Consider the following 22,225-nt stretch of genomic DNA (forward strand, 5'->3'; position numbering starts at 1 on the left):
GTATGAAATTAGGACAAAATGATAAATATTGAATCGCTTATTTTTGCATATGCTTTCTTATTTCAAACTATCTGAAAATAATACTACAGCGAAGAAGGAGATTCTTGCCGGACTTACAACATTTTCCACAATGGCATACATTCTGGCAGTGAATCCGGGGATTTTATCTACCACCGGAATGGATTTCTCTGCACTGATTACTGCCACAGCGCTGGCCGCAGCCATCGGTACGCTGGTAATGGCATTTTATGCCAATCTACCTATTGGGGTTGCACCCGGCATGGGCTTAAATGCTTTCTTCGCCTATACTATTGTTTCATCCATGGGATATAGCTGGCAGTTTGCGTTGACAGCTGTATTTCTGGAGGGAGTGATTTTTATCTTTTTGTCGATGTTTCGGATTCGGGAAGCTATAATCATCAGTATTCCGCATAATCTGAAGCATGCCATATCTGTGGGTATAGGATTGCTGATTGCATTGATTGGGATGGCAAATGCAGGGATTATAGAAACAGGTATGCATCATGTTGGTGAGGGCAAGTTGGATGGGGTAATCCTGAAGATTGGAGATATAACAAGCGCGGGTCCGCTTATTGCACTAACAGGTCTGGTAGTGAGTGGCGTACTGATGTATAAAAAGGTAAATGCTGCATTGCTGATAGGAATACTTGCCGCAACCGTGGTTGGTATCCCGATCGGGTTAACACATTTACCAGCAAACGGACATTTTGTGAGCCTGCCTCCTTCTATTGCTCCCATTGCTTTTAAGCTGGAATTTGATGAGATCTTTTCGTTAGATATGCTGTTGATTTTATTTACGCTGTTAATGGTAAATCTTTTCGACACAGTAGGAACCCTTATAGGGCTATGTAATAAAGCTGGTTTGTTGGATGCCAATGGCCGCTTTCCCAGAGCTAAGCAGGCATTAATGGCAGATGCTGTGGGCACTACAGCAGCCGGATTGCTGGGTACCAGTGTGGTTACTGCTTATGTAGAAAGTGCCAGTGGTATTGCTGCCGGAGGTAAAACTGGGCTAACAGCTTTAACAGTGGCCGTAATGTTTTTACTTTCCCTGTTTTTTGCTCCTGTTTTTGCAATGATTCCTGCAGCTGCAACTGCTCCTGCATTGATTATTGTTGGTATGTTGATGATGGGGGCGGTTACGAAAATCGACTTCCATGATGTTACAGAAGCTATTCCGGCATTTCTGGCAATTGTTATGATGCCTTATAGCTATAGCATTGCTGAAGGGATTGTATTTGGAATGTTGTCTTATGTATTGTTGAAGGTATTAACCGGACAATACAAAAGTATCAGTCCTGTAATGTACGTTTTGTCGATCCTTTTCATCATTACATTCCTGGTGAAATAATTATTCTTTTAGAGTAGTGCCACTGGTTGTCACGTTTAATGTGTGCATAGCTCCGCATTTTAATGCGTAATTATTTTTTTGATGCCCAACCGGGAAGTTGAAACATACAGGATATTTGAAGTCTTTTACTTTTTCCATTACAATATCATAAACACTTCTTCCAAATTCTTCACCGGGGTCATCAGCTTTAATCTTGGTAAATCCACCAATGATGAGGCCTGCCAGGTTATCTAATTTGTGCGCCCTGTGCAGGGTGCCCATTAGTCGGTCGAGGTTATAAAGATATTCTCCTGTTTCTTCCAGGAAGAGTAATTTACCGGTAGTTACAATTTCTGAATTTGTGCCGCACATTCCCTGAATAATAGACAGGTTGCCACCGATAAGTACGCCTTTGGCTTCGCCACGACGATTGTGGATATCTGCAGGGGCTGTATATTTCATTTTTTTACCGGTCAGCGCCTGGTAAATAGACATAATTGTATCCTGAACTATCGGTTCTGCTTTTGAAAAATCATCAGGAAAACTATTACACATTTTCGAATGCAGGGTGCCTATTCCGAAATGCCTGTTGATATGGCAATGCAAGACTGTTATATCACTGAATCCTATCACCCATTTTGGGTGGTGCTGAAAATGAGAAAAGCTTATCTGATCAATAATTCTGGCAGATCCATATCCTCCCCGGGCACATAATATGGCTTTGATTCTGTCGTCGTTTAACATGCTTTGAAGGTCGGCGGCCCTTTCGGCATCGGTACCTCCAAATGTATAATCACGGGCTCCTACTGTTTTGCCTATTCTTACACTAAATCCCCAACTCTCTAAAAGACGTATGGCAGGCATTATATCTTCACGCTTGATATAACCTGCAGGGCAGGTAATACCAATTGTGTCTCCAGGTTGCAGATAAGGGGGAAGACGATGTTCCGGCTTATCGGGCAACTCCGAAAAACCGGAACTGGCAAATGAAGAAAGGGTTGTGACACCAACACTGGTCGTAAGAAGTGTCGACAAAAAATGTTTGCGATTCATTTGCTTAAAGTAAGCAATATTCTTTAGATAATTACTTCACGGACCGACCAATGTCCTATGTATTTTTCATCTCTTAACTGCACGATATCAATGATTTTAAGGGTGATTTTACTACCTATGACGGTTGCATTCATAAAGGGGGCTGAGAGAGTTCCTTCAATAGTTTTGAAGGTAACCACTTTGTCTCCTTCCGTTAGCATGTCGATGATGGTAAGTTTCCTGTTGGTAATAGCTTTATGCAGGGTGTAAATAAAATCGCGGGTAATAGTTCTGGTGTCTTCGCTGGCAGGAAAATTATAGTTGATAAAATCTTTATCTACCACTGTTTCAAATACTTCCAGATCTCCATTCATCAGAAATTCTTCATTAAATTTTCTGACGATTATTTTGTTTTTTTCCTGTGTAGTCATGTTTCAAATATTTGAAACAAAAGTATTGTGGATATTTTAGATCCGATTATGGTATTAGCTCAGATAGTTATTTAATTAGCTCTATCCTGGTTTGGCGTAATGCCGAAGTTTTGCTTATAGGACTTGATAAAATGAGGGATATTGTTGTATCCGCATTCGTAAGCTATTTCAGCAACTTGCTTGTTTGTTTGTCTCAAAAGCATTCGGGCATGCATGAGTCTTTGTTCATTAATCCATTTCCCGGGGGCTTTATTAAACTGGTGAACAAAATCTCTTTTGAAAGAGGCCAGGCTTCTGCCAGACAGTTTGGCTAATTCGGGTAGTGAAAGTGGTTGGAAAAGGTATTGTTTTACCAGGTAGCTAATATCGGCAGGTTGCTGAAAGGCTATCTGTTGCAGGTAAGCCAGTATTTGTTGCTGTTGCGGAGTAGCCATTAAAAGCAGAAAAAGCTCATTGAGCTTTAATTGAAGGATAGAAGAAAGGGTATTTATGTTTTGGTTGAAGTATTTGATATAATGCAACCTGAAATCTTCCAGCCCATTACTTATGGGTATTGATAAATAAGAATCTGTAGATTGAGAAACTGCTTCAGTATAATTAAATTTTATGAGGAATTTCCTGATTTGCTCATCAGTAAAATAAATCAACAAACTTTGAAAGACAAGTCCATCATCCACAAAATCAGACATGACATAAAAGCCTCTTTTCAGGAATAATAAAGAGCCTGAATTAACTTTAATATTATGATTTTCGAAATGGAGCATTTTATGACCTTCAATGACGAATACAAGTGTATTCTCCTGCAGGAAAATAGTTCGCTTACTTGCTCGGGTTCGCTGTTTTAGAAGGGCATAATGGTGATTATCGACTTTCAATATTTGTTGTCCATCAGCCTCGTTTGGGAATCTTAGAAGCATCCTATAAAGTTAGGATATTGATGGCAATATTTTTGACCTTTAACCTCAAAAAATACTTGCATGAAACAGATAATGTTAACCTTGAGTTTGTGTATATGTATCTTGTTTTCTCAGGCGCAACAGCAGGCCTGGCTTATAGTACCGGGCAAGTCGATAGGTCAGGTAAAAATCGGATGGCCATCGGATAGTTTATCTGTTGTTTTAGGAGCATCGGATGCAGGAGATGCTGCTATGATGAAAGCATGGAATTTATGGTATGGTCGCAGGGCTGATGGTGAAAGGGATTCCTCACATATTTTGGCAGTATTTACTGCCATGAGGGATCAGGATACGCAATTTGTTAAGCAAATCAGGGTTACTTCTCCTCAGTTCAGAACTCCACAGGGATTAGGTGCAGGAAGTACGATAAGGGCTATACGCAAGGCATATCCCGGATTAAAGCTGACGAAGGCTTATGAATCTGCCGATCATAAGAAACGAATTGATGTATATGAAGATAAAAAAATGGGAATAGCCTTTGAAACTGCCAACCCGAAAAATAAAATACCACTTTGTTCCATGGTTGTGGTATTTGATCCGGGAGATTCAGCTGAAGGCTATTTGGATTATCATGTCGGCTTCGATGAAATGGTGCCGGCAAAGCTATAAAATGAGGTTTATAGCCTATGCCGCTTTTTCATTTTCGGATGTATAGGAGTATTGATATTATACAATATTGAACAGGAGAAAATACCATTGATATCTGAAGATTTTTCGCTATAACTATAAGTTTTAAAGGTATAATTGGCATTAAAAGTCCATGAAGTATTTCCGATTGGAAAGTTGAATTTGCCATCTATGCAAATCCCTTCGGGGTCTACCTCCTGGCTCCAATCATCAATAGAACGGGAACCTCCGTAGGCACTATATCCAAAGCCAATTGCACCTCCCAATTTTTTATATGCCCGCCTGGTGGCTGCATTGCCGAAATTATAGGAAAATAATCCTTTAAAACTGGCCGATAAACCTACTGGCAGAAATCGAATTTCATATATATCAAATGAGTCTTTTGCATTGGAATTGTATTCATTACGGCCATATCCAATACCTAGTCTGCAATTTAGTGAAATGGAAGAGGTGGAAGAGAATGCATAGTTCAGCCTGGCTTCATATTCTCCAAAGTTAAAGCCATTGTATTGGTGGGCGGTAAAGTAACCTATCCCAACCGCCTGCTGAAAAGATACTTTGTTCTGGGCGTTTACAGTGGTTGAAATAAGTGCTAAAATGAGTACCAGGCCATAGTAATATTTACGTATATTCATAAAGGTTGTTGTATTTGTTTCGTTTAATTTTTTGGATGTCGACTTTTTCATTTATCGAAGCTTATCATATAAATTTATTGTACTTCTCTTTTTTGAGCTGATGCCTGCTTTTTCTTTTGGGTTCATGAATTGGAACATGAATATTATAAAGCAGCGCAAAGGAAAACATTCCTTTGATGTCGGGATTTTTGTTGAATAAATTGTAAGTGTAATTGGCATCTAAAGTCCATGAAGTATTGAATACAGGGAAGTTAAATTTGGCATCCACGCAAATTCCGGAAACGATGATTTCCGAGCCTTTCCAGTAAGTTGTAGAATCAACAAACCTCCATCCATTTTTGTAGTTGTAACCAACACCAAGAGCTCCGCCAAATTTTTTATATGAGTAGCTATTTGCAGCATTCCCAAAATTATAGCTTACCAGGCCGCTGAAGCCAAAAGACAGATTACCCAAAGGTTTACCACGATGAAGGATGGAATCTATAGGTCGTTTATCCTGTCTGTAATCATTTTCTCCCACTCCTGAAATTAATCTGCCACTTAATGATATTGAAGAAGCCGGAGTAAGCGCATAGTTAAGTCGTGCTTCGTAATTGAAGAAATTAAAGCCTGTAAACTGATGTGAAAAAAATCCACCCAGTCCGCCAGCTTGCACGAGATTTACTTTTCTTTGAGCCCTGGTTGCAAGTGGAATAACCGCTAATGAGGCTATTAATAACCGAGTACAGAAGTGACGGAAGTTCATAAATTGTTGTAGGTAAATGCTCTATTTGTCGGCTAACCGATGAGATGAGAGAATCTTCACAAGGATCTGAGCTTCTGCTCCTTGTTTTCCTGTCTGATTTGTTTTTGCCTGATAGCACGTTGATGCCTGCTTATACCTGTTGTTTCATGAATGTGAATACCTATATTATAAAGCAATGCAATTGAAAATATTCCTTTGATATCAGGATTATATCGTTGCAAATCATAAGTATAATTGGCATTAAAAGTCCAGGAAGTATTGCGAAGAGGAAAATTGAATTTCGTATCTAGGCTAATACCGGACAGTCTTACTTTTGAACCGTTCCAGATAGTTGTAGAATCAACAAATCGTCTGCCTCGTTTGTGGTTAAATCCAATGCCTACAGCGCCACCAAATTTCTTATAGGCAGTTCTTGTTGCAGCATTTCCAAAGTTATAACTTACAAATGTACCAATACCGGAACCCCATCCAACACCAAGGGCATCATATTCATGAAGTACCGAGTCTAAAGCTTTTTTTTCTTTTCTATAGTCATTCTCTCCATACCCTACAGTCACTCTGCCACTTAGTGATATGGAAGAAGCGGGAGTAAGTTCATAATTTAGCCGGGCTTCATAATTGACCAGGTTAAATCCGGCGAATTGATGAGCAAAAAATCCTCCTATACCACCGGCTTGTTGAATGCTAATTTTTTGGGCACTGGCAGCCAACGAAAAGGTTGATAATAGTAAGCCAATACATAAATATCGGTTGTACATAATTTGTTTTTGAGGTTTGGTATAGTTTCAAGTTACGTTTGCAAACAGGAACTTTTCAATTTATAGGGAATCATCACTAAATCTTCCTAAAATCTGATCAAAGTGCTACCCATATAGTACGTATATCCAATATTAAATGTTACAATTTATTCTTAATTAATACCATAATCCAGGCAGATAGTTCCGATGCCTTTAATATCGGCATTGTATTGATTGTTGTTGTTTAACCAGTTGAACCTGAGCCCTAAAGTTTTCTTGCCAACCGGCCAGCATACTCCGGCACTTAAAGATAAACCGGATACGTGAATTTGTGCGGGGGTAGCTTCTTCATCTTCCGATACTTCCACAATACCATGGGCAGAATTGTGAAAGCCCCAGCCTATACCTGCTGAATAACCAATTTTCTTATGTACATCATGTGTAGCATTATGGCCAAAATGCCAGGATAATAATACGGGAACATTCAACATAAAAATACTGGTAGAGTTGCCACCTGTATTGCTATTATAATTATCGCCAATACTCATTCCGGCAGCAATATTACTTTCAAGGGAAAGGGTAGAGCGATCGCTTAAATGCAGGAAGTTAAAACGCGGTGAATATACTGCAGCAGCCCCCAGGAACTGTTTGGCAGTATAAATACCAGCTCCTATAGCATGTGAAAAATGGTTGGATTGCGCGCTAATTGTAAATGGTATTAATAAGGCATTACACAATACAATTGTGTATTTCTTAAGCATAGGTCAAATAGGTTTATTAATATTCAGTTTGTTATTAAAATACGACCTGGTGAGTTGTTTTGATTACTGATATTACAAATATACTTTGTGTATGGCTTAGGTTGTCTAATTCTCCCAATTTATTTACATAAAATTCACGATACTCGTCCATATCTTTTACCTGAACTTTTATCATGAAATCAAATTCGCCTGAAATATTCAGGCATTCGGTAACTTCTGTAAAGCCAAGTATTTCCTGTATGAATTTCTTACCATACTTCTTACTATGTTCTTTCAAAGTAATATAGCATAAAACGGTAAGGCCTTTATTAATCTTCTTGGGATCCACAATTGCAGCATACTGTTTAATTACTTCAGCCTGTTCCATTTTTTTGATTCGCTCATATACAGGAGTAGTACTTAGATTAAGTTTTGAGGCAATATCACGAATTGTCATTTTGCCATCTATCTGCAATAACTTTAAAATAGCCATATCCTTTTCATCTAACTGAAGAATGGGTAACTGGTTGGTAGATTGTTTGGTGGACATTATATTTTTTAGAACAAATGTCTGTTTTTTATTTTAATGCCAGATGTTTTTACTTTTTTAAGAAGTATATCGATGAAGTAATTCTTTTAAGTCATTAAGTGTATTGATTTCATCAAGTGGTTTATCATGCCGCCACCGTTTAATACGTGGGAATCTTAATGCCACACCAGATTTATGTCGATTGGATGCTGCTATTCCTTCAAAAGCAATTTCAAAAACCAGGGAAGGAGTCACAGTTCTTACAGGTCCGAATTTCTCAAGGGAATGTTGTCTGACCCATCTGTCTACCTCTGTAATTTCCTTATCTGTAAGTCCGGAATATGCTTTGGTGAATGGTACCAGTTTATCACCATCTTTCACAGCAAAAGTATAATCAGTATAAAGATTAGATCTGCGTCCATGGCCTTTTTGGGCATAGATCATTACGGCATCAATAACGAATGGATCTATTTTCCATTTCCACCAGTCACCTCGTTTACGACCCACCTGGTAGGAAGAACTGAGCTTTTTCAACATCAACCCCTCACTTCCAAACTGCCGGGCAGTTAAACGCTGCAAAATCAACTCTTGCCATGTTGCAAACTCCAGTATCGGTGAGAGCTTCAAAACTGGGAGATCAACTAACTGTACTATTTTTTCAAGCAGTGCTCTTCTTTCAGCAAGTGGCTGGTCGCGGATATCAGTTTCTTCATACTCTAAAAGATCATAGCTATAGAAAATGACAGGAGCTTCCTGCAATTGTTTTTTGGTAATATTTTTCCTTCCAATCCTGGTTTGAAGAGTTTGAAAAGGCAGAGGGCTACCATTGTTGTAGGTGAGTATTTCACCATCCAGGACCGTACCATTGGGTAGTGCATTGAGCAATGGTTGGAACTCCGGAAATTTTTCGGTGATTAATTCTTCACCTCGCGACCACACAAAGAGTTTATCTTCTCTTTTAACAATCTGTCCTCTGATTCCATCCCACTTCCATTCTGCCTGCCAATCTTTTACACTCCCCAGTAAATGAGGATCTTCTTCCAGGGCATAAGCCAGATAAAATGGATAAGGCCGCGATGCATCAGCTCCTGAAGTATGCAGATGTAATAAATCTTCTATGGTAACCCGATAGGGGCTCCAATTACCACTAAGCATATGCGATAAAGTGGGGGCTGGAATTTTATAGGTTTCAGCCAGCGCATTAACCATTGTTTTTTGAGAAACACCTATTCTGAATCCACCGGTGATCAGTTTATTAAAAATGAATCTTTCATTATGGTCTAGCGACTCCCACGACTGTACTATAAAATCATGTTTAATAGATTCGTCTGCCTTATCCAATCTCATCAGTTGTTCCATCCAGTAATGGAGAGGAGCAGATACCAGTTTGGTAGCAGGAGGCAATAGTAGGGCAATAGTTTCTGCCAGATCACCGACGGTATGATAACATTCATCAAAGAGCCAGGGAGGAAGATGACTTACTTCAATGCACCAGTTTTTTAATTGAGTGCTATTAACAGTTCTTTTGGGGCGGCGGCCCGAAAATAAAGCAAGGACCCATGTTTTATCTTTATCCGGGGCAGTTGCAAAATACTGGCTCAGGGCAGCTAACTTTTCATTAGTTTTTGTGCTGCCGCTTAAAAGCTTTACCAGGTGAGAAAACTGCTGCACTTGTTTTGGGGTTTAAGGTTCAGGGTTAGAAATTATTTCTTCATCGCCATAATCTGTACTAACAGCAGAGGCAAGTATTCCATTTTCTGTTAAGTATCTGGCAAACACACTGCTAAAACCATGGGTTACAAATACCTGCGCTGCGCTGGTTTCCTTCACCGCCTTTAATAATCCGTTCCAATCGGCATGATCAGACAAAACAAAGCCTGCATCAGCATTTCTGCGACGCATGTTTCCTCTGACTTGCATCCATCCGCTACATATGCCTAGAGAATAGGGTTGCATGCGCCTCAGCCATACATGATCTTCTGCAGATGGGGGAGCAATTATTACAGCATTTTTAAAGTCTTCTTTGGGAGTTTCCGGTGTAATCCTTTCTACCGGAGGCAGTAACCAGCCTTGAGATAATAAGGTTTCATGAGGTATTGCTATTGCTCCATGAACTAAAAATCTATCTACCTTATCTTTTAATTGAAATAATAATCTTTGGGCCTTTCCTAAGCTATAAGCGAGCAATACACTGGCTTTACCATCGAGTTTATTATTACTGATCCATTGAAAAATATCACTGAATATTTGTTCCTGGGGTTGCCATCTGTAGATGGGTAAACCAAAGGTAGATTCTGTAATAAATGAATGGCATTTAACAGGTTCAAAGGGAACCGACAGGCCATCATTTTCTAACTTATAATCTCCGCTTGCTACCCATACTTCTCCGCCATAATCTACTTTAATTTGGGCCGATCCAATCATATGTCCGGCGGGTATAAGCGAGAGTGTGACACCGTTTATGATAACTGTTTCATGATATGCTACTCCCTGAACCTTGATATCACTGCCTAAACGCAATTTGAGTAAGGGAACAGTAGCGTGTTCGCATAAATAATACTGGTTTCCATATCTGGCATGATCGGCATGTGCATGAGTAATAACAGCTCTTTTAACGGGCTGCCAGGGGTCTATATAAAAATCACCGGCGGAGCAATAAATGCCTTTATCAGTGAATTCCAGGAGTTTCATATCAATGGGGTCGGTATAAAATAAAAAGATTGAAGCGAATAATATTAAGAGCTTTTCTCAATATTATTCGCTTCAATCTTTATGCCTTTCTGGCTATGCCTGAGCAACCTATTTATTCATCTTAATATCGGTGCTATCGCCTTTCTGAATGATGAAAATGTTTTTATTTTCAAAGTAGGATGGTGTTGTTTCATTCTCTTTGATATAAACAGGCTGGAAATCATAATTTGAAATCACTTTAGGAGCATTTTCAACTTTCGAATTGAAATAAACACCATTGTTATAAAGCAGCCTAACGAAATAGAAGGTATTTTCAAATCCTTTGAAAGCCATATCTGAAGGTCTTGCTTTATAGGTTTTTCTGAATACATCATTCAGATATCTGCTATAGCTATCAGATTTGTCGTTGAAGTAAGGAGTAGAGTAATATACCTGTAATCCTTTAAATTCAGGTTCTTTGAATTTAAAAACATCCCAGGTAGGCATACCAAAAATTTGCATTGGGTAGGTAGAAGAAATACTGCTTAATTTCCTGAGTAAGTTTTTGGCGCCTGCTTCGTCTAAAGCGGTAACGATAATTACGTTTGTGCGATCGGTAAGCAGGGATGCTGAAATTTCATCTGTAGTGGTGTTATCGTTCCATACAACTTCTCTGATCCGGCTTTTTTTGCTGCTTTGCAGTTTATCGTACGATGCTTTGAAATCGGCTGCCAGTTTTGTTTCAAAAGGAGTATTTCTGCGGAACAGTACTATATTTTTAGTTGCGAATGCTTCCTGAACATAGTTTTGGAGTGCTTCGCAATGTGTTTTAAGAGTACTGTTGGAAAGATACAGGAATGGATTATCACTAATTCCGCCATCGTTAGGGAATGTGGCAGAAACAAAGTTGATTTCCTTTGTTTTAGCGAAATCGCTTAAGTCTTTCAGTTCTGGATTGTTAACAGAGCCTATTATGAGGTCTGTATTGTCCAGGGTTTTGCTATGAATCAGACTTGCTACGCTTTGTTTGCCTTTGCTATCGTAAACATTTACTTTCAGTTTATAGCCCAGTTGTTGCAAACTATCGAGAGCTATTTGGGCTCCTTCGTAAAATTCCAGCCCTGGCATTACATATCTTGGCATAGTACGGCCAGGAATTTCAGTAGATGTTGCAAAAACTGAATCCAGATATAAAGGTGCAAAGATGGCGATATTATAAGAAGGCTTCTTTACTTCCTTTGCAAATGCAGGTACATTGAAAGGAGCTTTTGCTATTGTCTTGGTTTCTTCCGGTTTTTTAGCCGGAGCAGGTTTACTCAAAGATGGCGGTGGGCCGTCTACTTTTCCTGAACTTTTTCGGGTGGAAGAGCAGGAGGTAATAAATACCAGGCAAGCTATTCCAGCCAATAATTGTTTTGTAACAGCTAAATAATTCATAATTGGCGCTAATTTACAAAAATCATTCCGTATGTGTCTCGCAAAGGGGCAGAGATTAATATTAAGGTACAAAGGATTTTTTTTAAGATTTTAAGGATTGAAGCGGGTATTATTAAGAACTACTGATTGGTTTCTACTATTGTTGAAATCTATCTGAAGTTCTTGAAAACATTCATTGCAATCCTTAAAAATCTTAAAAAAAATCCTTTGTACCTTAATATTAATCTCTGCCCCTTTGCGAGAAACAGCGAGTTTACGAGCCTATTCCCACTCGATAGTTGCTGGTGGTTTTGAGCTGATATCGTATACAACGCGATTGATACCTTTTACCTTGTTAATGATGTCGTTAGACATTTTAGCAAGGAATTCGTAAGGTAAATGCGCCCAATCGGCAGTCATACCATCTACGGAAGTAACAGCACGGAGAGCAACGGTGAATTCGTAGGTACGTTCATCACCCATAACGCCCACACTCTGAACAGGGAGGAGAATGGTACCGGCTTGCCATACTTTATCATATAATTCGGCTTCACGGAGTCCTTCGATATAAATAGCATCAGCTTCCTGCAGCATCTGTACTTTTTCCGGGGTGATGGCACCCAGGATACGGATAGCCAGGCCCGGGCCAGGGAATGGATGGCGGCCAAGGAAGATATCGCTGATACCAATTTCACGGCCAACGCGGCGTACTTCGTCCTTAAACAGGAATCGGAGTGGTTCTACCAGCTGCATATTCATCTTTTCCGGTAAACCACCTACGTTATGGTGTGATTTAATGGTAACGGAAGGGCCGTTAACAGAAACGGATTCAATTACATCGGGATAGATAGTACCCTGACCGAGGAATGAAATATCTGTTAATGAAGTGGCTTCCTGCTGGAATACTTCTATGAATAAACGACCAATGATCTTTCTTTTTTGTTCAGGATCAGAAACACCATTCAGTTCACCGTAGAAAAGGTCTTTGGCATCAACACCTTTCACGTTGAGACCCATATGTTTATAAGACTCAAGAACGGTAGTGTATTCATCTTTTCTCAATAAACCATTATCTACGAAGATGCAGAAAAGGTTTTTGCCAATTGCTTTATGAATCAATTCAGCGGCAACGGTAGAGTCAACGCCTCCGCTAAGTGCCATTACCACTCTTTTGTCGCCAACCTGGGTTTTGATTTTTTCGATTGTTTCCTGCACGAATGCAGCAGGGGTCCAATCCTGTTTGCAATTGCAAATATGGATGAGGAAGTTGCGGATGATTTGTTTTCCTTCCAGGGAGTGGGTTACTTCCGGGTGGAATTGCAGCCCGAATATTGGATTTTGGGCAGCGGTAAGGCTTTTGAAAGCGGCAACCGGAATGTTTTCGGTTGTTGCAATGACCTCAAAATTCGCCGGGATTTGTTTGATGGTATCGGAGTGGCTCATCCAAACCTGGCTCTTGGCAGAAATATCGAATAATAATTTCTCCTCTTTGTCGGAATGTAGCATAAATGCACGGCCATACTCACGGATATTGCTTTTCGCCACTTCTCCGCCAAAGTTTTTTGCCATTAGCTGAGCGCCGTAGCAGATACCTAAAACCGGTACTTTTTCCGCAATGGCAGCAATATCAATATTGGGTGCCTGAGGATCATTTACGGAAAATGGACTACCGGATAAAATAACACCTTTGATGGTTTCATCCCATTGGATGGGCTGAAGACAAGGCTTAATTTCACAATAAACATTTAGTTCACGAATGCTGCGAGCAATCAGCTGTGTGTACTGGGAACCGAAATCGAGGATTAGAATCTTTTCTGTCATGGTGGTGCAAAGATATACTCCTTCTTTCAATTTTCGGGTTGTGGAAATTCGAATTTCATAAAATTCTGATGTATCTTTCCTCACAATCTAAACCGATGATAGCAACCAAATTTTTCCCAAGAATTAGCCTTGCCCTGCTGGCTTTAGTTAATCTAACCTCCTGCGATATCGCCCAAAATCGTGTTAAAGGCAGTGGAAATGTAGTAAAGGAACAACGCCAGATTTCCTCATTTCATCAACTGAAAGTACTGGGAAGTATGGATGTTGAATTAACCCAGGGAACATCCACCTCTGCAGCTGTGGAGGCCGACGACAATATTCTTCCGCTTATCGAGCTAAAGGAGGAGGGTGATCAGCTTGTTGTAAGAATTAAAAAAGGATATAATGTTAGCAATAGTAAGCGAATGGTCGTTTACTTAACTACGAATGAAATTGAAGCTGCCAGTATGGCCGGATCGGGCGATCTTAAGATTATAAATAAATTCAACTCTGACAGGGAGGTTAAATTTGGCCTTTCTGGTTCCGGAAATATTACCGGAGCTATAAATGCCCCTGCTGTACGTGCTTCCATTGCGGGTTCAGGAGATATAACATTAAATGGTGAAACTAAAGATTTAAGCGTGTCTATTGCTGGTAGTGGAAATTATCATGGATATGAGTTAATGGCAGAGAACGCAACAGTTAAAATTGCCGGCAGTGGGGATGTAGATTTGTTTGCCAGTGTAAAACTGGATGCTAAAATTGCCGGAAGTGGAAATGTAAATTATAAGGGTACTCCACAGATCTCCACCCATATAGCTGGTTCTGGTACTGTTAGCCAGAAATAAGCAGAATATTTGCAAATTTTTAACATTTCAATTATCATATTTTCGACTGAAAGTGAGTTAATTAGAATATTCAAATTATTCATTCAAAAGTCCTTGAGACCAGGTACCGCATTCGCAACATTATGCCGGCTGATGCTGTACCTGGCTGGGGCACAAAGCCACTTCACTTATTATCACTAACCCCAATCCATCAACTTTTCACATCAAGTTATCATTAAATCACATGAATAATTGTGTTTTTTTGTATGTTTACAGTTTGAATTGTTGAACTCCTTATTCCTTTTATGAACGAAAGACCGAAGGTCCTGGTCGTATATTTTACGCAAACAGGGCAATTAAAAAGGATTATTGATCATGTGCTGGCTCCGTTGGAAGGCAAAGCAGATATTACTTTTGAGCAGCTGGTACCTGTAACACCGTTCCCTTTTCCATGGGGGAAACAGCAGTTTTATGATACTATGCCGGAATCAGTTCGAGGTGTACCCCGGGCAATTGAACCCATAAAAGTAGATCCGAATACTCATTTCGATCTGGTAATTTTAGCTTACCAACCCTGGTTCTTATCACCATCTCAACCCACTGCTGCATTTTTACAAAGCGAGGCAGGGAAACAACTGTTGAAAGGAAAAAAGGTAATTACCTTATTGGGAAGCCGGAATATGTGGTTGAATGCACAGGAAAAAGTAAAACAATATCTTCATCAGGCAGGTGCTCAGTTGGTAGGAAATATTGTGCTGGTAGATAAATCACCGAACCTGGTATCATTGATAACAGTGTTGCGTTGGGCTTTTAAAGGTAAAAAAGAAGCTACCAAATATTTACCACAGGCCGGTGTTCAGGAAAATGAAATTCTTACTTCAAATAGATTTGCAGCACCAATAGAAAATGCGTTGACCAGGCAGCAATGGGATACGCTACACCCCCAATTATTAGAGTTAAACTCCGTAGAGTTATTGCCTAATTTGGTTATATTGGAAAACAGAGGGATAAAAGCATTCCGTTACTGGGCTAAATTTATCAGTGAGAAAGGAGGGCCGGGAGCATCTTCCCGCCAGGGTCGTGTGACTATGTACAGAAGTTTATTGTTGCCAGGAATAGTTGTTTTATCACCTATTACATTCGTTTCCTCAGTTTATCAATTGAACTTCAGAAAAAAACAGCTAACGCAGGAAGTAGAATACTATAAAGGAATTGCTTTACGTTAAGTAACGCCAATACTTTACCGCTGTAGCAAAAACGGGAACGTAAACACTGTAATTCCGCTTAGAATTCTATATTTACGTCCTATGTACAACTAATTCTAAACACAAATCATCACTGTGAACTGGCCCAAGTGAGGCAGGTTGGTTCTATTCAGGTTTATATATTAGCCTTAAAGACGAATAATATTCAAATGAAGGAAGTTTATATTACCAGGCTGTCTAAGTTTTTACCCAACAAGCCTGTTGAAAATGATGAAATGGAGAGCATTCTCGGCATGGTTGATGGCAAAGCTTCTCGTGCCCGGTTAAAAATTCTGGGTAATAATAAAATTAAAACACGTTACTATTCATTAGATAACGAAGGCAACTCTACTCATTCCAACGCTGAAATGACAGCAAATGCGGTAAGCCAGTTATTTGATGAAAAGTTTCCTATAAGCAAATTGCAATTACTGGCTTGCGGAACTACCTCGCCAGACCAATTGCTGCCTAACCATGCTGCAATGGTTCATGGTATTCTGAGATGTCAGCCCGTTGAGCTCATCGCAGCTACCGGTGCCTGTGCTGCTGGTATGCAGGCTTTCAAATATGCCTGGATGTCGATCCGTTGCGGAAATACATCCAATGCAGTTAGTACCGGTTCCGAAAAATTCTCGTCCTGGATGCTGGCACGCAAATTCCAGCCGGAAGCTGAGAATCTGAAGAATCTCGATGAAAATCCAATCATTGCCTTTGAAAAAGACTTCCTCCGCTGGATGTTGTCTGATGGTGCCAGTGCTGCATTATTCCAGGATAAACCTAATGAAGATGGACTCTCGCTGAGAGTTGATTGGGTAGAAATCCTTTCTTATGCCAATGAACTGGAAACCTGTATGTATGCAGGTGCCATTAAAAATGCAGATGGTACTACCAAAGGATGGATAGATATGACTCCTGACGAATGGGGCCATCATAGTGTTTTCTCATTCAAACAGGATACCCGCCTCTTAGGTAAAAATATCGTTCCTTCCGGTGCTGTGATGTGGAAAGAACTGGTAGAACGTCATAACATCAATCTCGATGAAATTGATTTCTTCCTGCCACACCTTTCTTCTGAATTCTTCAGATTAAAAATTGAAGAAGAAATCTCTCGTATCGGTGCTCCTATTGCATTAGACAAATGGTTTACCAACCTGGCAAATGTAGGTAACGTAGGTACTGCCTCTCCTTACCTGATGCTGGAAGAACTAATGAATACCGGTAGATTGAAGAAAGGACAGAAGATAGTGCTGATGGTGCCTGAGAGTGCACGTTTCTCTTATGCTTATGCCCACATTACTGTGGTTTAATAATCATTGTTAAAAAACTGTGTCATGAAACAAGACGAAGTACCACAGGATGGCGATAATCTTCACCAGGGTACATTCAAACAGATTATGTACGCGGTGGATAACACCGGGAATTATGTACAGGTACCAAGCTCTGGTTGGGAACCGGAGAATGTGGCCTTGGGACAAGCCTGGGAAGAAGTGAACGAAAAAGTTAAAAATGCGCTCGCAAGAGTACATGCAGGTGAAATTAGTCCTGTTGCCTACTATATGGAAAAAACCTTGATGGACCTGCCCCTGTTGGCCAGTTACGTAGGTAAATTTCAATGGCAGGTTAAAAGACATCTTAAACCTGAAGTATTTAAAAATCTTTCTCAAAAAATGTTGTCACGCTATGCTGCTGCTTTTAAGGTCAGTGTAGCTGAATTAATACAACCAGCTTGAAAACGCAATTGAATTTCAATTGCGTTTTCTCAATATAACAATATGAGTAATTCCTTTTTCCAGCACACACAAACTGCTCATTGTGAAAGTGGTGTCATTTCCAATTTATTGGGCCACTATGGATTGCAAATCAGTGAACCAATGGCTTTTGGTATTGGTGCCGGTATTTTTTTCGGTCATCTTCCTTTTGTTAAAGTGAACGGGGTACCGGGTACTACCTATAGAATCTGGCCTGGAGCTATTTTTCAACGGGTATGTAAAAGACTGGGTGTAAAAATGGAGGCCGAGAAATTTTCTACTCCGGAAAAAGGAATGCAGGCTTTGGATAAGGTTATTGCAGAAGGAGTGCCGGTTGGATTACTATCCAGTGTATACTATCTGCCTTATTTTCCACCTTCCTATCGGTTTCACTTCAATGCACATAACCTGGTTGTTTATGGCAAAGAAGATGGTCAGTACCTGGTAAGCGATCCGGTTATGGAAACCGTTACTACCATAGATCCCGAAAGTCTTGCTCAAGCTCGTTTTGCCAAAGGGTTTCCTGCTCCTAAAGGAAAAATGTATTACCCCGTAAGTGTTCCTGACTCGGTTTCTTTTGAGAAACCAATAAAAGCCGGAATTGAGCAGGCCTGTCATTATATGCTAAAAATCCCGGTTCCGTTATTTGGGGTAAAAGGTATTCGGTATCTGGCTAAAAAAGTACAGCATTATGCCGAAAAACCAGGTGATCGCAAGGCTACTCTTTATCTGGGTAATGTGATCCGCATGCAGGAGGAAATTGGTACCGGTGGCGCCGGATTCCGATTCCTATATTCAGCTTTTTTGCAGGAAGCCTCCACCGTTCTGAAGAACGATCAGCTTAGCAAATTGGCTACTGAATTTACTGAAACAGGCGATTTATGGCGCAATTTTGCTTTTGCTGCCGGAAGAGTTTGTAAAAGCAGATCTGTTGATTCAGTTTCATATAAAGAGTTAAGCGAAATGCTGTTGCAATGTGCTGCTTCAGAAGAAGTATTTTTCAGAAAGCTGGCACAGGTACAACTCTAAGTTTCAAGCACGGATTTTGACCAGCCTCTATGGCTAATTCTACAGAATCCCCAATGATATTATTATGTCCGGCATTGTTGTTAATGATTTAAATAAAACCTATAAAGGTAATCTTGAACCTACATTGAAAGGATTGTCATTTCAGTTTAGGGAGGGAAGTATTGCCGGGTTATTAGGGCCAAATGGAGCCGGAAAAACAACTACTATTTCAATTCTGTGTGGTATCGTAAGAGCCGATAGCGGCGAGGTCACCATTTTCGGCAAACATCAGGATGCAGCTAACAGGGAAACTATTAAACAATTAATAGGTATTGTGCCTCAGCAAATTGCATTGTATCCTCAATTGTCGGCCTTCGAAAACCTTACCTACTTTGGAAATCTGTATGGGTTCAAAGGTAAGGCGCTCACAGAAAAGATTATGCACTACCTGGAAATTTTCGGGCTGGCACAAAATGCACATAAAGAAATTTATAAGTATAGTGGTGGAATGAAAAGGCGGGCGAATATCATTGCTGCAATTTTGCACGAACCCCGGTTGCTGATTCTGGACGAACCAACAGCAGGGGTTGACGTACAATCCCGCAGTATGATTCTCCAGTTTTTACGTGACTACAATCAGCAGGGCGCAAGTATTTTATATACTTCACACTTGCTGGAAGAAGCACAATCTATCTGCAATGAAATTGCAATAATGGATGCCGGCCAGTTAATTGTACAGGGAAATCCGAATGATCTGATTTTGCAACATTCACAATGCAATAATCTGGAGGAGGTATTCCTGTATTATACAGGTGAAGCACTAAGAGACTAACAGCTATGTTAAGGTTACTGGCAACAATAAGAAAAGAATGGCAACTGCTGTTACGCGATAAAACAGGTATTATACTGTTGTTCGTCATGCCTGTGGTGCTCATTACTGTAATGGCACTCATTCAGGACGCCCCGTTTAAGGATTATCAGGATATTAAGTTCGATCTGCTGACGGTGGATAATGATCACGGTAAGCTTGGTGCATTTGTAAAAGAGGGATTGGCTAAAAGTGGTCAGTTCAATATAATAGATTCTATTGATGGTAAACCATTAACAGAAGATGAGGCCAGGAAGTTGGTAAACGTTGGTAAGTATAAGATCAGCATCATTGTACCGAAAGGATCAACAGCGGAGATTGTCAGCAATGCTAATCGAATTGTCAATGATATTACCAAAAGAATGGGGATACCGGGATCTTTGCCGGTAAAGCTAAGACCAGATTCTTTGCACGTCACCATTTATTTCGACCCTGCTGCTAAGAAGGCTTTTAAAAGCGCTATACATCAGGCGGTCGATAATTTTCTGACACAGGTAGAAACAGATATGCTGATTGATCGGATTCAGCGACAGCTAAACAGTAAAGATAGCAGTCATGTAGCTTCCGATACATTATCAATTCGCCTGCAGGCAGTTGGATTAAAAGAACAAAGCACCGGAACGGGAAAGCAGTTAGATGTTATTTCCAATTCGGTACAGCATAATGTACCAGCCTGGAGCATTTTTGCCATGTTTTTTATCGTAATACCTATTGCTGGTAATATGATCAGAGAAAGGGAAGATGGTAGCCTGTTGAGAATGAAATTGATCCCTGGTTCCTATTTGAATATACTCGCAGGAAAAATGTTGTTCTTTGTTGGAATCTGTGTTGTTCAGTTTTACCTGATGATGTTGGTAGGCATCTATTTAATGCCACTGCTGGATTTACCAAAACTGGTGATGGGATTTCATCAGGGTGCTACATTAGTTGTTGCTATTGGTATAGGCCTGGCTGCAACATCATATGGAATTTTAATAGGAACGATTTTTAAAACGCCTAATCAGGCACTCAACTTTGGAGCAATATCAATAGTAATCCTATCTGCCATCGGAGGAATCTGGATTCCACTGGAAGTAATGCCGGAAAAGATGCAGGTTATTGGCCACTTATCACCATTGAGCTGGGGATTAGATGCAATCAACGATATCTATCTGCGAAACGGAGATATCGGGTTTGTATGGATGAAGGTAGTAAGGTTAGTATTGGTAAGTATAGCCATGCTGACAATTGCCGGATATATTGAAAAAAGGAGAATGGCCTGATAAATATTTTCAAAACAACTGTAAAACCGTATTTTTACTCCCCACAAGGGCATTCGCCTTCTAAATACAGGCGATAAACCTACAACATTATGGAAGATTTAAAAACAAAACTGAAAGTACAAATCATTGAGGCATTAAACCTTCAGGATATTAAACCAGAAGATATTGATGATAACGCAGCATTATTCGGAGATGGTGGCGAGGGCCTGGGGCTCGATAGCATCGACTCTCTCGAATTGATGGTGTTAATGGAAAGACAATATCATATCAAAGTGGAAGATCCAAGGGAAGGCCGCAAGATACTAACGTCTGTTCAGTCTATGGCCGATTTTATTAAATCAAAACAGCCAGCATAAGTTTAAGTTAAGCAGATGGCGGAAAGAGTGTATATAACAGGGGTAGGAATGATCACCGCCATAGGTGATGACGTTGCCGGAAATTTACAGCAGCTGCATGCCCAAAAAAGCGGCCTGGGATATACTCGTTATATCGATACTGTTTATAAAAACGTACTACCGGTTGGTGAAGTAAAACATTCGAATCAGTCGTTGTTTGAACTGGCCGGAGTTCCAATACAGGAAGGTCTTACCCGTACTACTTTATTAGGACTGGTGGCAATGCGTGAAGCCTTACAGCAAGCCGGGATCGGCGATCTCAATGCTGTGCCTACCGGTTTCATTAATGCCAGCACCGTAGGAGGGATGTGCGATACCGAAAAGGTATACTTCGATATTACTGACCCTGAAAAAGATGGGTCGTTCTTAAAGTTTATTGATACACTCGATTGTGCGGATTGTACTCAACGTATAGCCGATATAGTTGGATTTGGTGAACATATTGCAACTATCAGCACAGCCTGCTCTTCTTCTGCCAATGCATTGATGTTTGGCGCCAGAATGATTAAACAGGGATTGTACGATCGTATGGTTTGTGGTGGTACTGAAGCACTGACACGTTTCACGTTAAATGGATTTAATTCATTGAAAAATGTGGATAAGCAGTTTTGCCGCCCATTTGATCAGCAACGCACCGGCCTGAATCTGGGAGAAGGTGCAGCCTATCTGGTACTTGAATCAGAATCATTTGCAAAAGCAAATAATAGCAGGATCTTAGGAGAACTTTCAGGTTATTGTAATACCAATGAAGCGTTTCATCCAACCTCGCCTTCTCCGGATGGAGATGGTGCTTTGGAAGCAATGCGGAGCGCAATGGCAATGAGTGGCATTACCAGTAACGATGTTTCATATATCAATGTACATGGTACTGCTACGTTGAATAATGATATTTCTGAGGGTAAAGCCCTGGAAAGATTGTTTGGAAGCCAGGTTCCGCTGTTTAGTTCTACCAAGCCTTTTACCGGCCATACGCTGGCTGCCGCCGGAGCAATTGAGGCTATTTACTCATTGCTGGCAATCAGACAAGGGCTTATTTTCCCTAATCTGAATTTTTCTGAACAGATGGAAGAACTACAAATTTCACCTGTTACCACGCTGATGGAAAACGTAACTGTAAATCACGTCATCTCAAATTCTTTTGGCTTTGGCGGTAATAACGCCTCACTTGTGATAAGTAAATATGAAGGGTAAGTGCTACATACAA

The 22,225-nt window shown here is 40.2% G+C and carries 23 protein-coding genes; 11 read left to right on the forward strand and 12 right to left on the reverse strand.

Annotated features, from left to right (window positions below):
- Nucleotides 1-28 precede the first annotated feature (28 nt).
- On the forward strand, nt 29-1,372 hold the full coding sequence (locus tag DVR12_RS05360) for an NCS2 family permease (RefSeq protein WP_199417046.1): 1,344 nt from the start codon (nt 29-31) through the stop codon (nt 1,370-1,372).
- Here the strand turns inward: DVR12_RS05360 and DVR12_RS05365 are convergent, their stop codons facing one another.
- The 3 genes from DVR12_RS05365 to DVR12_RS05375 form a co-directional block, all read right to left on the reverse strand.
- On the reverse strand, nt 1,373-2,404 hold the full coding sequence (locus DVR12_RS05365) for a S66 peptidase family protein (protein WP_116974442.1): 1,032 nt from the start codon (nt 2,402-2,404) through the stop codon (nt 1,373-1,375).
- Between the two features lie 23 nt (nt 2,405-2,427).
- Nucleotides 2,428-2,814: an ester cyclase gene (locus DVR12_RS05370; protein WP_116974443.1), complete on the reverse strand. Its 387-nt coding sequence runs from the start codon at nt 2,812-2,814 to the stop codon at nt 2,428-2,430.
- A 71-nt stretch (nt 2,815-2,885) separates the two neighbouring features.
- A complete protein-coding gene (locus DVR12_RS05375) occupies nt 2,886-3,731 on the reverse strand; it encodes a helix-turn-helix domain-containing protein (RefSeq protein ID WP_116974444.1) in 846 nt (281 codons plus the stop codon).
- Between the two features lie 60 nt (nt 3,732-3,791).
- On the opposite strand from DVR12_RS05375, the gene DVR12_RS05380 reads away from it, so the two are divergent.
- Nucleotides 3,792-4,379: a hypothetical protein gene (locus tag DVR12_RS05380; protein WP_116974445.1), complete on the forward strand. Its 588-nt coding sequence runs from the start codon at nt 3,792-3,794 to the stop codon at nt 4,377-4,379.
- An 8-nt stretch (nt 4,380-4,387) separates the two neighbouring features.
- On the opposite strand, the gene DVR12_RS05385 is transcribed toward DVR12_RS05380, so the two are convergent.
- The 9 genes from DVR12_RS05385 to guaA all read right to left on the reverse strand — a co-directional run bounded on the left by DVR12_RS05385 (nt 4,388) and on the right by guaA (nt 13,690).
- Nucleotides 4,388-5,032: a hypothetical protein gene (locus tag DVR12_RS05385; protein ID WP_158563206.1), complete on the reverse strand. Its 645-nt coding sequence runs from the start codon at nt 5,030-5,032 to the stop codon at nt 4,388-4,390.
- A gap of 64 nt (nt 5,033-5,096) precedes the next feature.
- Entirely contained in the window at nt 5,097-5,777 is a 681-nt protein-coding gene (locus tag DVR12_RS05390; RefSeq protein WP_116974447.1) for a hypothetical protein, read from the reverse strand.
- 56 nt (nt 5,778-5,833) lie between these two features.
- Nucleotides 5,834-6,535, reverse strand: coding sequence for a hypothetical protein (locus tag DVR12_RS05395; protein ID WP_116974448.1), 702 nt, complete (start codon nt 6,533-6,535; stop codon nt 5,834-5,836).
- 152 nt (nt 6,536-6,687) lie between these two features.
- On the reverse strand, nt 6,688-7,275 hold the full coding sequence (locus tag DVR12_RS05400; protein ID WP_116974449.1) for a hypothetical protein: 588 nt from the start codon (nt 7,273-7,275) through the stop codon (nt 6,688-6,690).
- Between the two features lie 34 nt (nt 7,276-7,309).
- Nucleotides 7,310-7,804 (reverse strand): Lrp/AsnC family transcriptional regulator, encoded by a 495-nt coding sequence (locus DVR12_RS05405; protein WP_116974450.1) that lies wholly within the window; start codon nt 7,802-7,804, stop codon nt 7,310-7,312.
- 57 nt (nt 7,805-7,861) lie between these two features.
- On the reverse strand, nt 7,862-9,454 hold the full coding sequence (locus tag DVR12_RS05410) for an ATP-dependent DNA ligase (protein WP_116974451.1): 1,593 nt from the start codon (nt 9,452-9,454) through the stop codon (nt 7,862-7,864).
- A 12-nt stretch (nt 9,455-9,466) separates the two neighbouring features.
- Nucleotides 9,467-10,474 (reverse strand): ligase-associated DNA damage response exonuclease, encoded by a 1,008-nt coding sequence (locus DVR12_RS05415; protein WP_116974452.1) that lies wholly within the window; start codon nt 10,472-10,474, stop codon nt 9,467-9,469.
- 108 nt (nt 10,475-10,582) lie between these two features.
- Nucleotides 10,583-11,890 carry an ABC transporter substrate-binding protein gene (locus DVR12_RS05420; RefSeq protein WP_116974453.1) on the reverse strand — a complete coding sequence of 436 codons (1,308 nt, stop codon included), beginning with the start codon at nt 11,888-11,890 and terminating at the stop codon, nt 10,583-10,585.
- A 261-nt stretch (nt 11,891-12,151) separates the two neighbouring features.
- The gene (gene guaA, locus DVR12_RS05425; protein ID WP_116974454.1) at nt 12,152-13,690 is read right to left on the reverse strand and encodes a glutamine-hydrolyzing GMP synthase; all 1,539 of its coding nucleotides are present in this window, start codon (nt 13,688-13,690) and stop codon (nt 12,152-12,154) included.
- Nucleotides 13,691-13,785: 95 nt separating this feature from the next.
- Between guaA and DVR12_RS05430 the strand changes: the two genes are divergently transcribed.
- From DVR12_RS05430 to DVR12_RS05470, 9 genes are all read left to right on the forward strand, one after another.
- A complete protein-coding gene (locus DVR12_RS05430) occupies nt 13,786-14,517 on the forward strand; it encodes a head GIN domain-containing protein (RefSeq protein ID WP_158563207.1) in 732 nt (243 codons plus the stop codon).
- Nucleotides 14,518-14,801: 284 nt separating this feature from the next.
- On the forward strand, nt 14,802-15,722 hold the full coding sequence (locus tag DVR12_RS05435) for a dialkylrecorsinol condensing enzyme (protein WP_116974456.1): 921 nt from the start codon (nt 14,802-14,804) through the stop codon (nt 15,720-15,722).
- Nucleotides 15,723-15,910: 188 nt separating this feature from the next.
- Nucleotides 15,911-17,047 (forward strand): beta-ketoacyl-ACP synthase III, encoded by a 1,137-nt coding sequence (locus tag DVR12_RS05440; protein WP_116975116.1) that lies wholly within the window; start codon nt 15,911-15,913, stop codon nt 17,045-17,047.
- A gap of 24 nt (nt 17,048-17,071) precedes the next feature.
- Nucleotides 17,072-17,470 carry a hypothetical protein gene (locus DVR12_RS05445; RefSeq protein ID WP_116974457.1) on the forward strand — a complete coding sequence of 133 codons (399 nt, stop codon included), beginning with the start codon at nt 17,072-17,074 and terminating at the stop codon, nt 17,468-17,470.
- A 42-nt stretch (nt 17,471-17,512) separates the two neighbouring features.
- Nucleotides 17,513-18,517, forward strand: a complete 1,005-nt coding sequence (locus tag DVR12_RS05450) for a BtrH N-terminal domain-containing protein (protein WP_116974458.1) — start codon at nt 17,513-17,515, stop codon at nt 18,515-18,517.
- A gap of 64 nt (nt 18,518-18,581) precedes the next feature.
- Complete coding sequence (locus DVR12_RS05455; RefSeq protein ID WP_233522136.1) at nt 18,582-19,328, forward strand: ABC transporter ATP-binding protein; 747 nt, start codon at nt 18,582-18,584, stop codon at nt 19,326-19,328.
- 5 nt (nt 19,329-19,333) lie between these two features.
- Nucleotides 19,334-20,626 (forward strand): ABC transporter permease, encoded by a 1,293-nt coding sequence (locus DVR12_RS05460; protein ID WP_116974459.1) that lies wholly within the window; start codon nt 19,334-19,336, stop codon nt 20,624-20,626.
- Between the two features lie 89 nt (nt 20,627-20,715).
- On the forward strand, nt 20,716-20,982 hold the full coding sequence (locus tag DVR12_RS05465; RefSeq protein ID WP_116974460.1) for a phosphopantetheine-binding protein: 267 nt from the start codon (nt 20,716-20,718) through the stop codon (nt 20,980-20,982).
- 15 nt (nt 20,983-20,997) lie between these two features.
- Complete coding sequence (locus tag DVR12_RS05470; RefSeq protein WP_116974461.1) at nt 20,998-22,212, forward strand: beta-ketoacyl-[acyl-carrier-protein] synthase family protein; 1,215 nt, start codon at nt 20,998-21,000, stop codon at nt 22,210-22,212.
- The last annotated feature ends 13 nt before the right edge of the window (nt 22,213-22,225 follow it).

It is taken from the genome of Chitinophaga silvatica (assembly GCF_003419895.1).
GTDB lineage: Bacteria > Bacteroidota > Bacteroidia > Chitinophagales > Chitinophagaceae > Chitinophaga > Chitinophaga silvatica.

What these genes read in the sequence shown, in the direction of transcription:
- DVR12_RS05365 (WP_116974442.1), bottom strand. Translation starts at nt 2,404, where the DNA reads ATGAATCGCAAACATTTTTTGTCGACACTTCTTACGACCAGTGTTGGT.
- DVR12_RS05370 (WP_116974443.1), bottom strand. Translation starts at nt 2,814, where the DNA reads ATGACTACACAGGAAAAAAACAAAATAATCGTCAGAAAATTTAATGAA.
- DVR12_RS05375 (WP_116974444.1), bottom strand. Translation starts at nt 3,731, where the DNA reads ATGCTTCTAAGATTCCCAAACGAGGCTGATGGACAACAAATATTGAAA.
- DVR12_RS05380 (WP_116974445.1), top strand. Translation starts at nt 3,792, where the DNA reads ATGAAACAGATAATGTTAACCTTGAGTTTGTGTATATGTATCTTGTTT.
- DVR12_RS05385 (WP_158563206.1), bottom strand. Translation starts at nt 5,032, where the DNA reads ATGAATATACGTAAATATTACTATGGCCTGGTACTCATTTTAGCACTT.
- DVR12_RS05390 (WP_116974447.1), bottom strand. Translation starts at nt 5,777, where the DNA reads ATGAACTTCCGTCACTTCTGTACTCGGTTATTAATAGCCTCATTAGCG.
- DVR12_RS05395 (WP_116974448.1), bottom strand. Translation starts at nt 6,535, where the DNA reads ATGTACAACCGATATTTATGTATTGGCTTACTATTATCAACCTTTTCG.
- DVR12_RS05400 (WP_116974449.1), bottom strand. Translation starts at nt 7,275, where the DNA reads ATGCTTAAGAAATACACAATTGTATTGTGTAATGCCTTATTAATACCA.
- DVR12_RS05405 (WP_116974450.1), bottom strand. Translation starts at nt 7,804, where the DNA reads ATGTCCACCAAACAATCTACCAACCAGTTACCCATTCTTCAGTTAGAT.
- DVR12_RS05415 (WP_116974452.1), bottom strand. Translation starts at nt 10,474, where the DNA reads ATGAAACTCCTGGAATTCACTGATAAAGGCATTTATTGCTCCGCCGGT.
- DVR12_RS05420 (WP_116974453.1), bottom strand. Translation starts at nt 11,890, where the DNA reads ATGAATTATTTAGCTGTTACAAAACAATTATTGGCTGGAATAGCTTGC.
- guaA (WP_116974454.1), bottom strand. Translation starts at nt 13,690, where the DNA reads ATGACAGAAAAGATTCTAATCCTCGATTTCGGTTCCCAGTACACACAG.
- DVR12_RS05430 (WP_158563207.1), top strand. Translation starts at nt 13,786, where the DNA reads ATGATAGCAACCAAATTTTTCCCAAGAATTAGCCTTGCCCTGCTGGCT.
- DVR12_RS05435 (WP_116974456.1), top strand. Translation starts at nt 14,802, where the DNA reads ATGAACGAAAGACCGAAGGTCCTGGTCGTATATTTTACGCAAACAGGG.
- DVR12_RS05440 (WP_116975116.1), top strand. Translation starts at nt 15,911, where the DNA reads ATGAAGGAAGTTTATATTACCAGGCTGTCTAAGTTTTTACCCAACAAG.
- DVR12_RS05445 (WP_116974457.1), top strand. Translation starts at nt 17,072, where the DNA reads ATGAAACAAGACGAAGTACCACAGGATGGCGATAATCTTCACCAGGGT.
- DVR12_RS05450 (WP_116974458.1), top strand. Translation starts at nt 17,513, where the DNA reads ATGAGTAATTCCTTTTTCCAGCACACACAAACTGCTCATTGTGAAAGT.
- DVR12_RS05455 (WP_233522136.1), top strand. Translation starts at nt 18,582, where the DNA reads ATGTCCGGCATTGTTGTTAATGATTTAAATAAAACCTATAAAGGTAAT.
- DVR12_RS05460 (WP_116974459.1), top strand. Translation starts at nt 19,334, where the DNA reads ATGTTAAGGTTACTGGCAACAATAAGAAAAGAATGGCAACTGCTGTTA.
- DVR12_RS05465 (WP_116974460.1), top strand. Translation starts at nt 20,716, where the DNA reads ATGGAAGATTTAAAAACAAAACTGAAAGTACAAATCATTGAGGCATTA.
- DVR12_RS05470 (WP_116974461.1), top strand. Translation starts at nt 20,998, where the DNA reads ATGGCGGAAAGAGTGTATATAACAGGGGTAGGAATGATCACCGCCATA.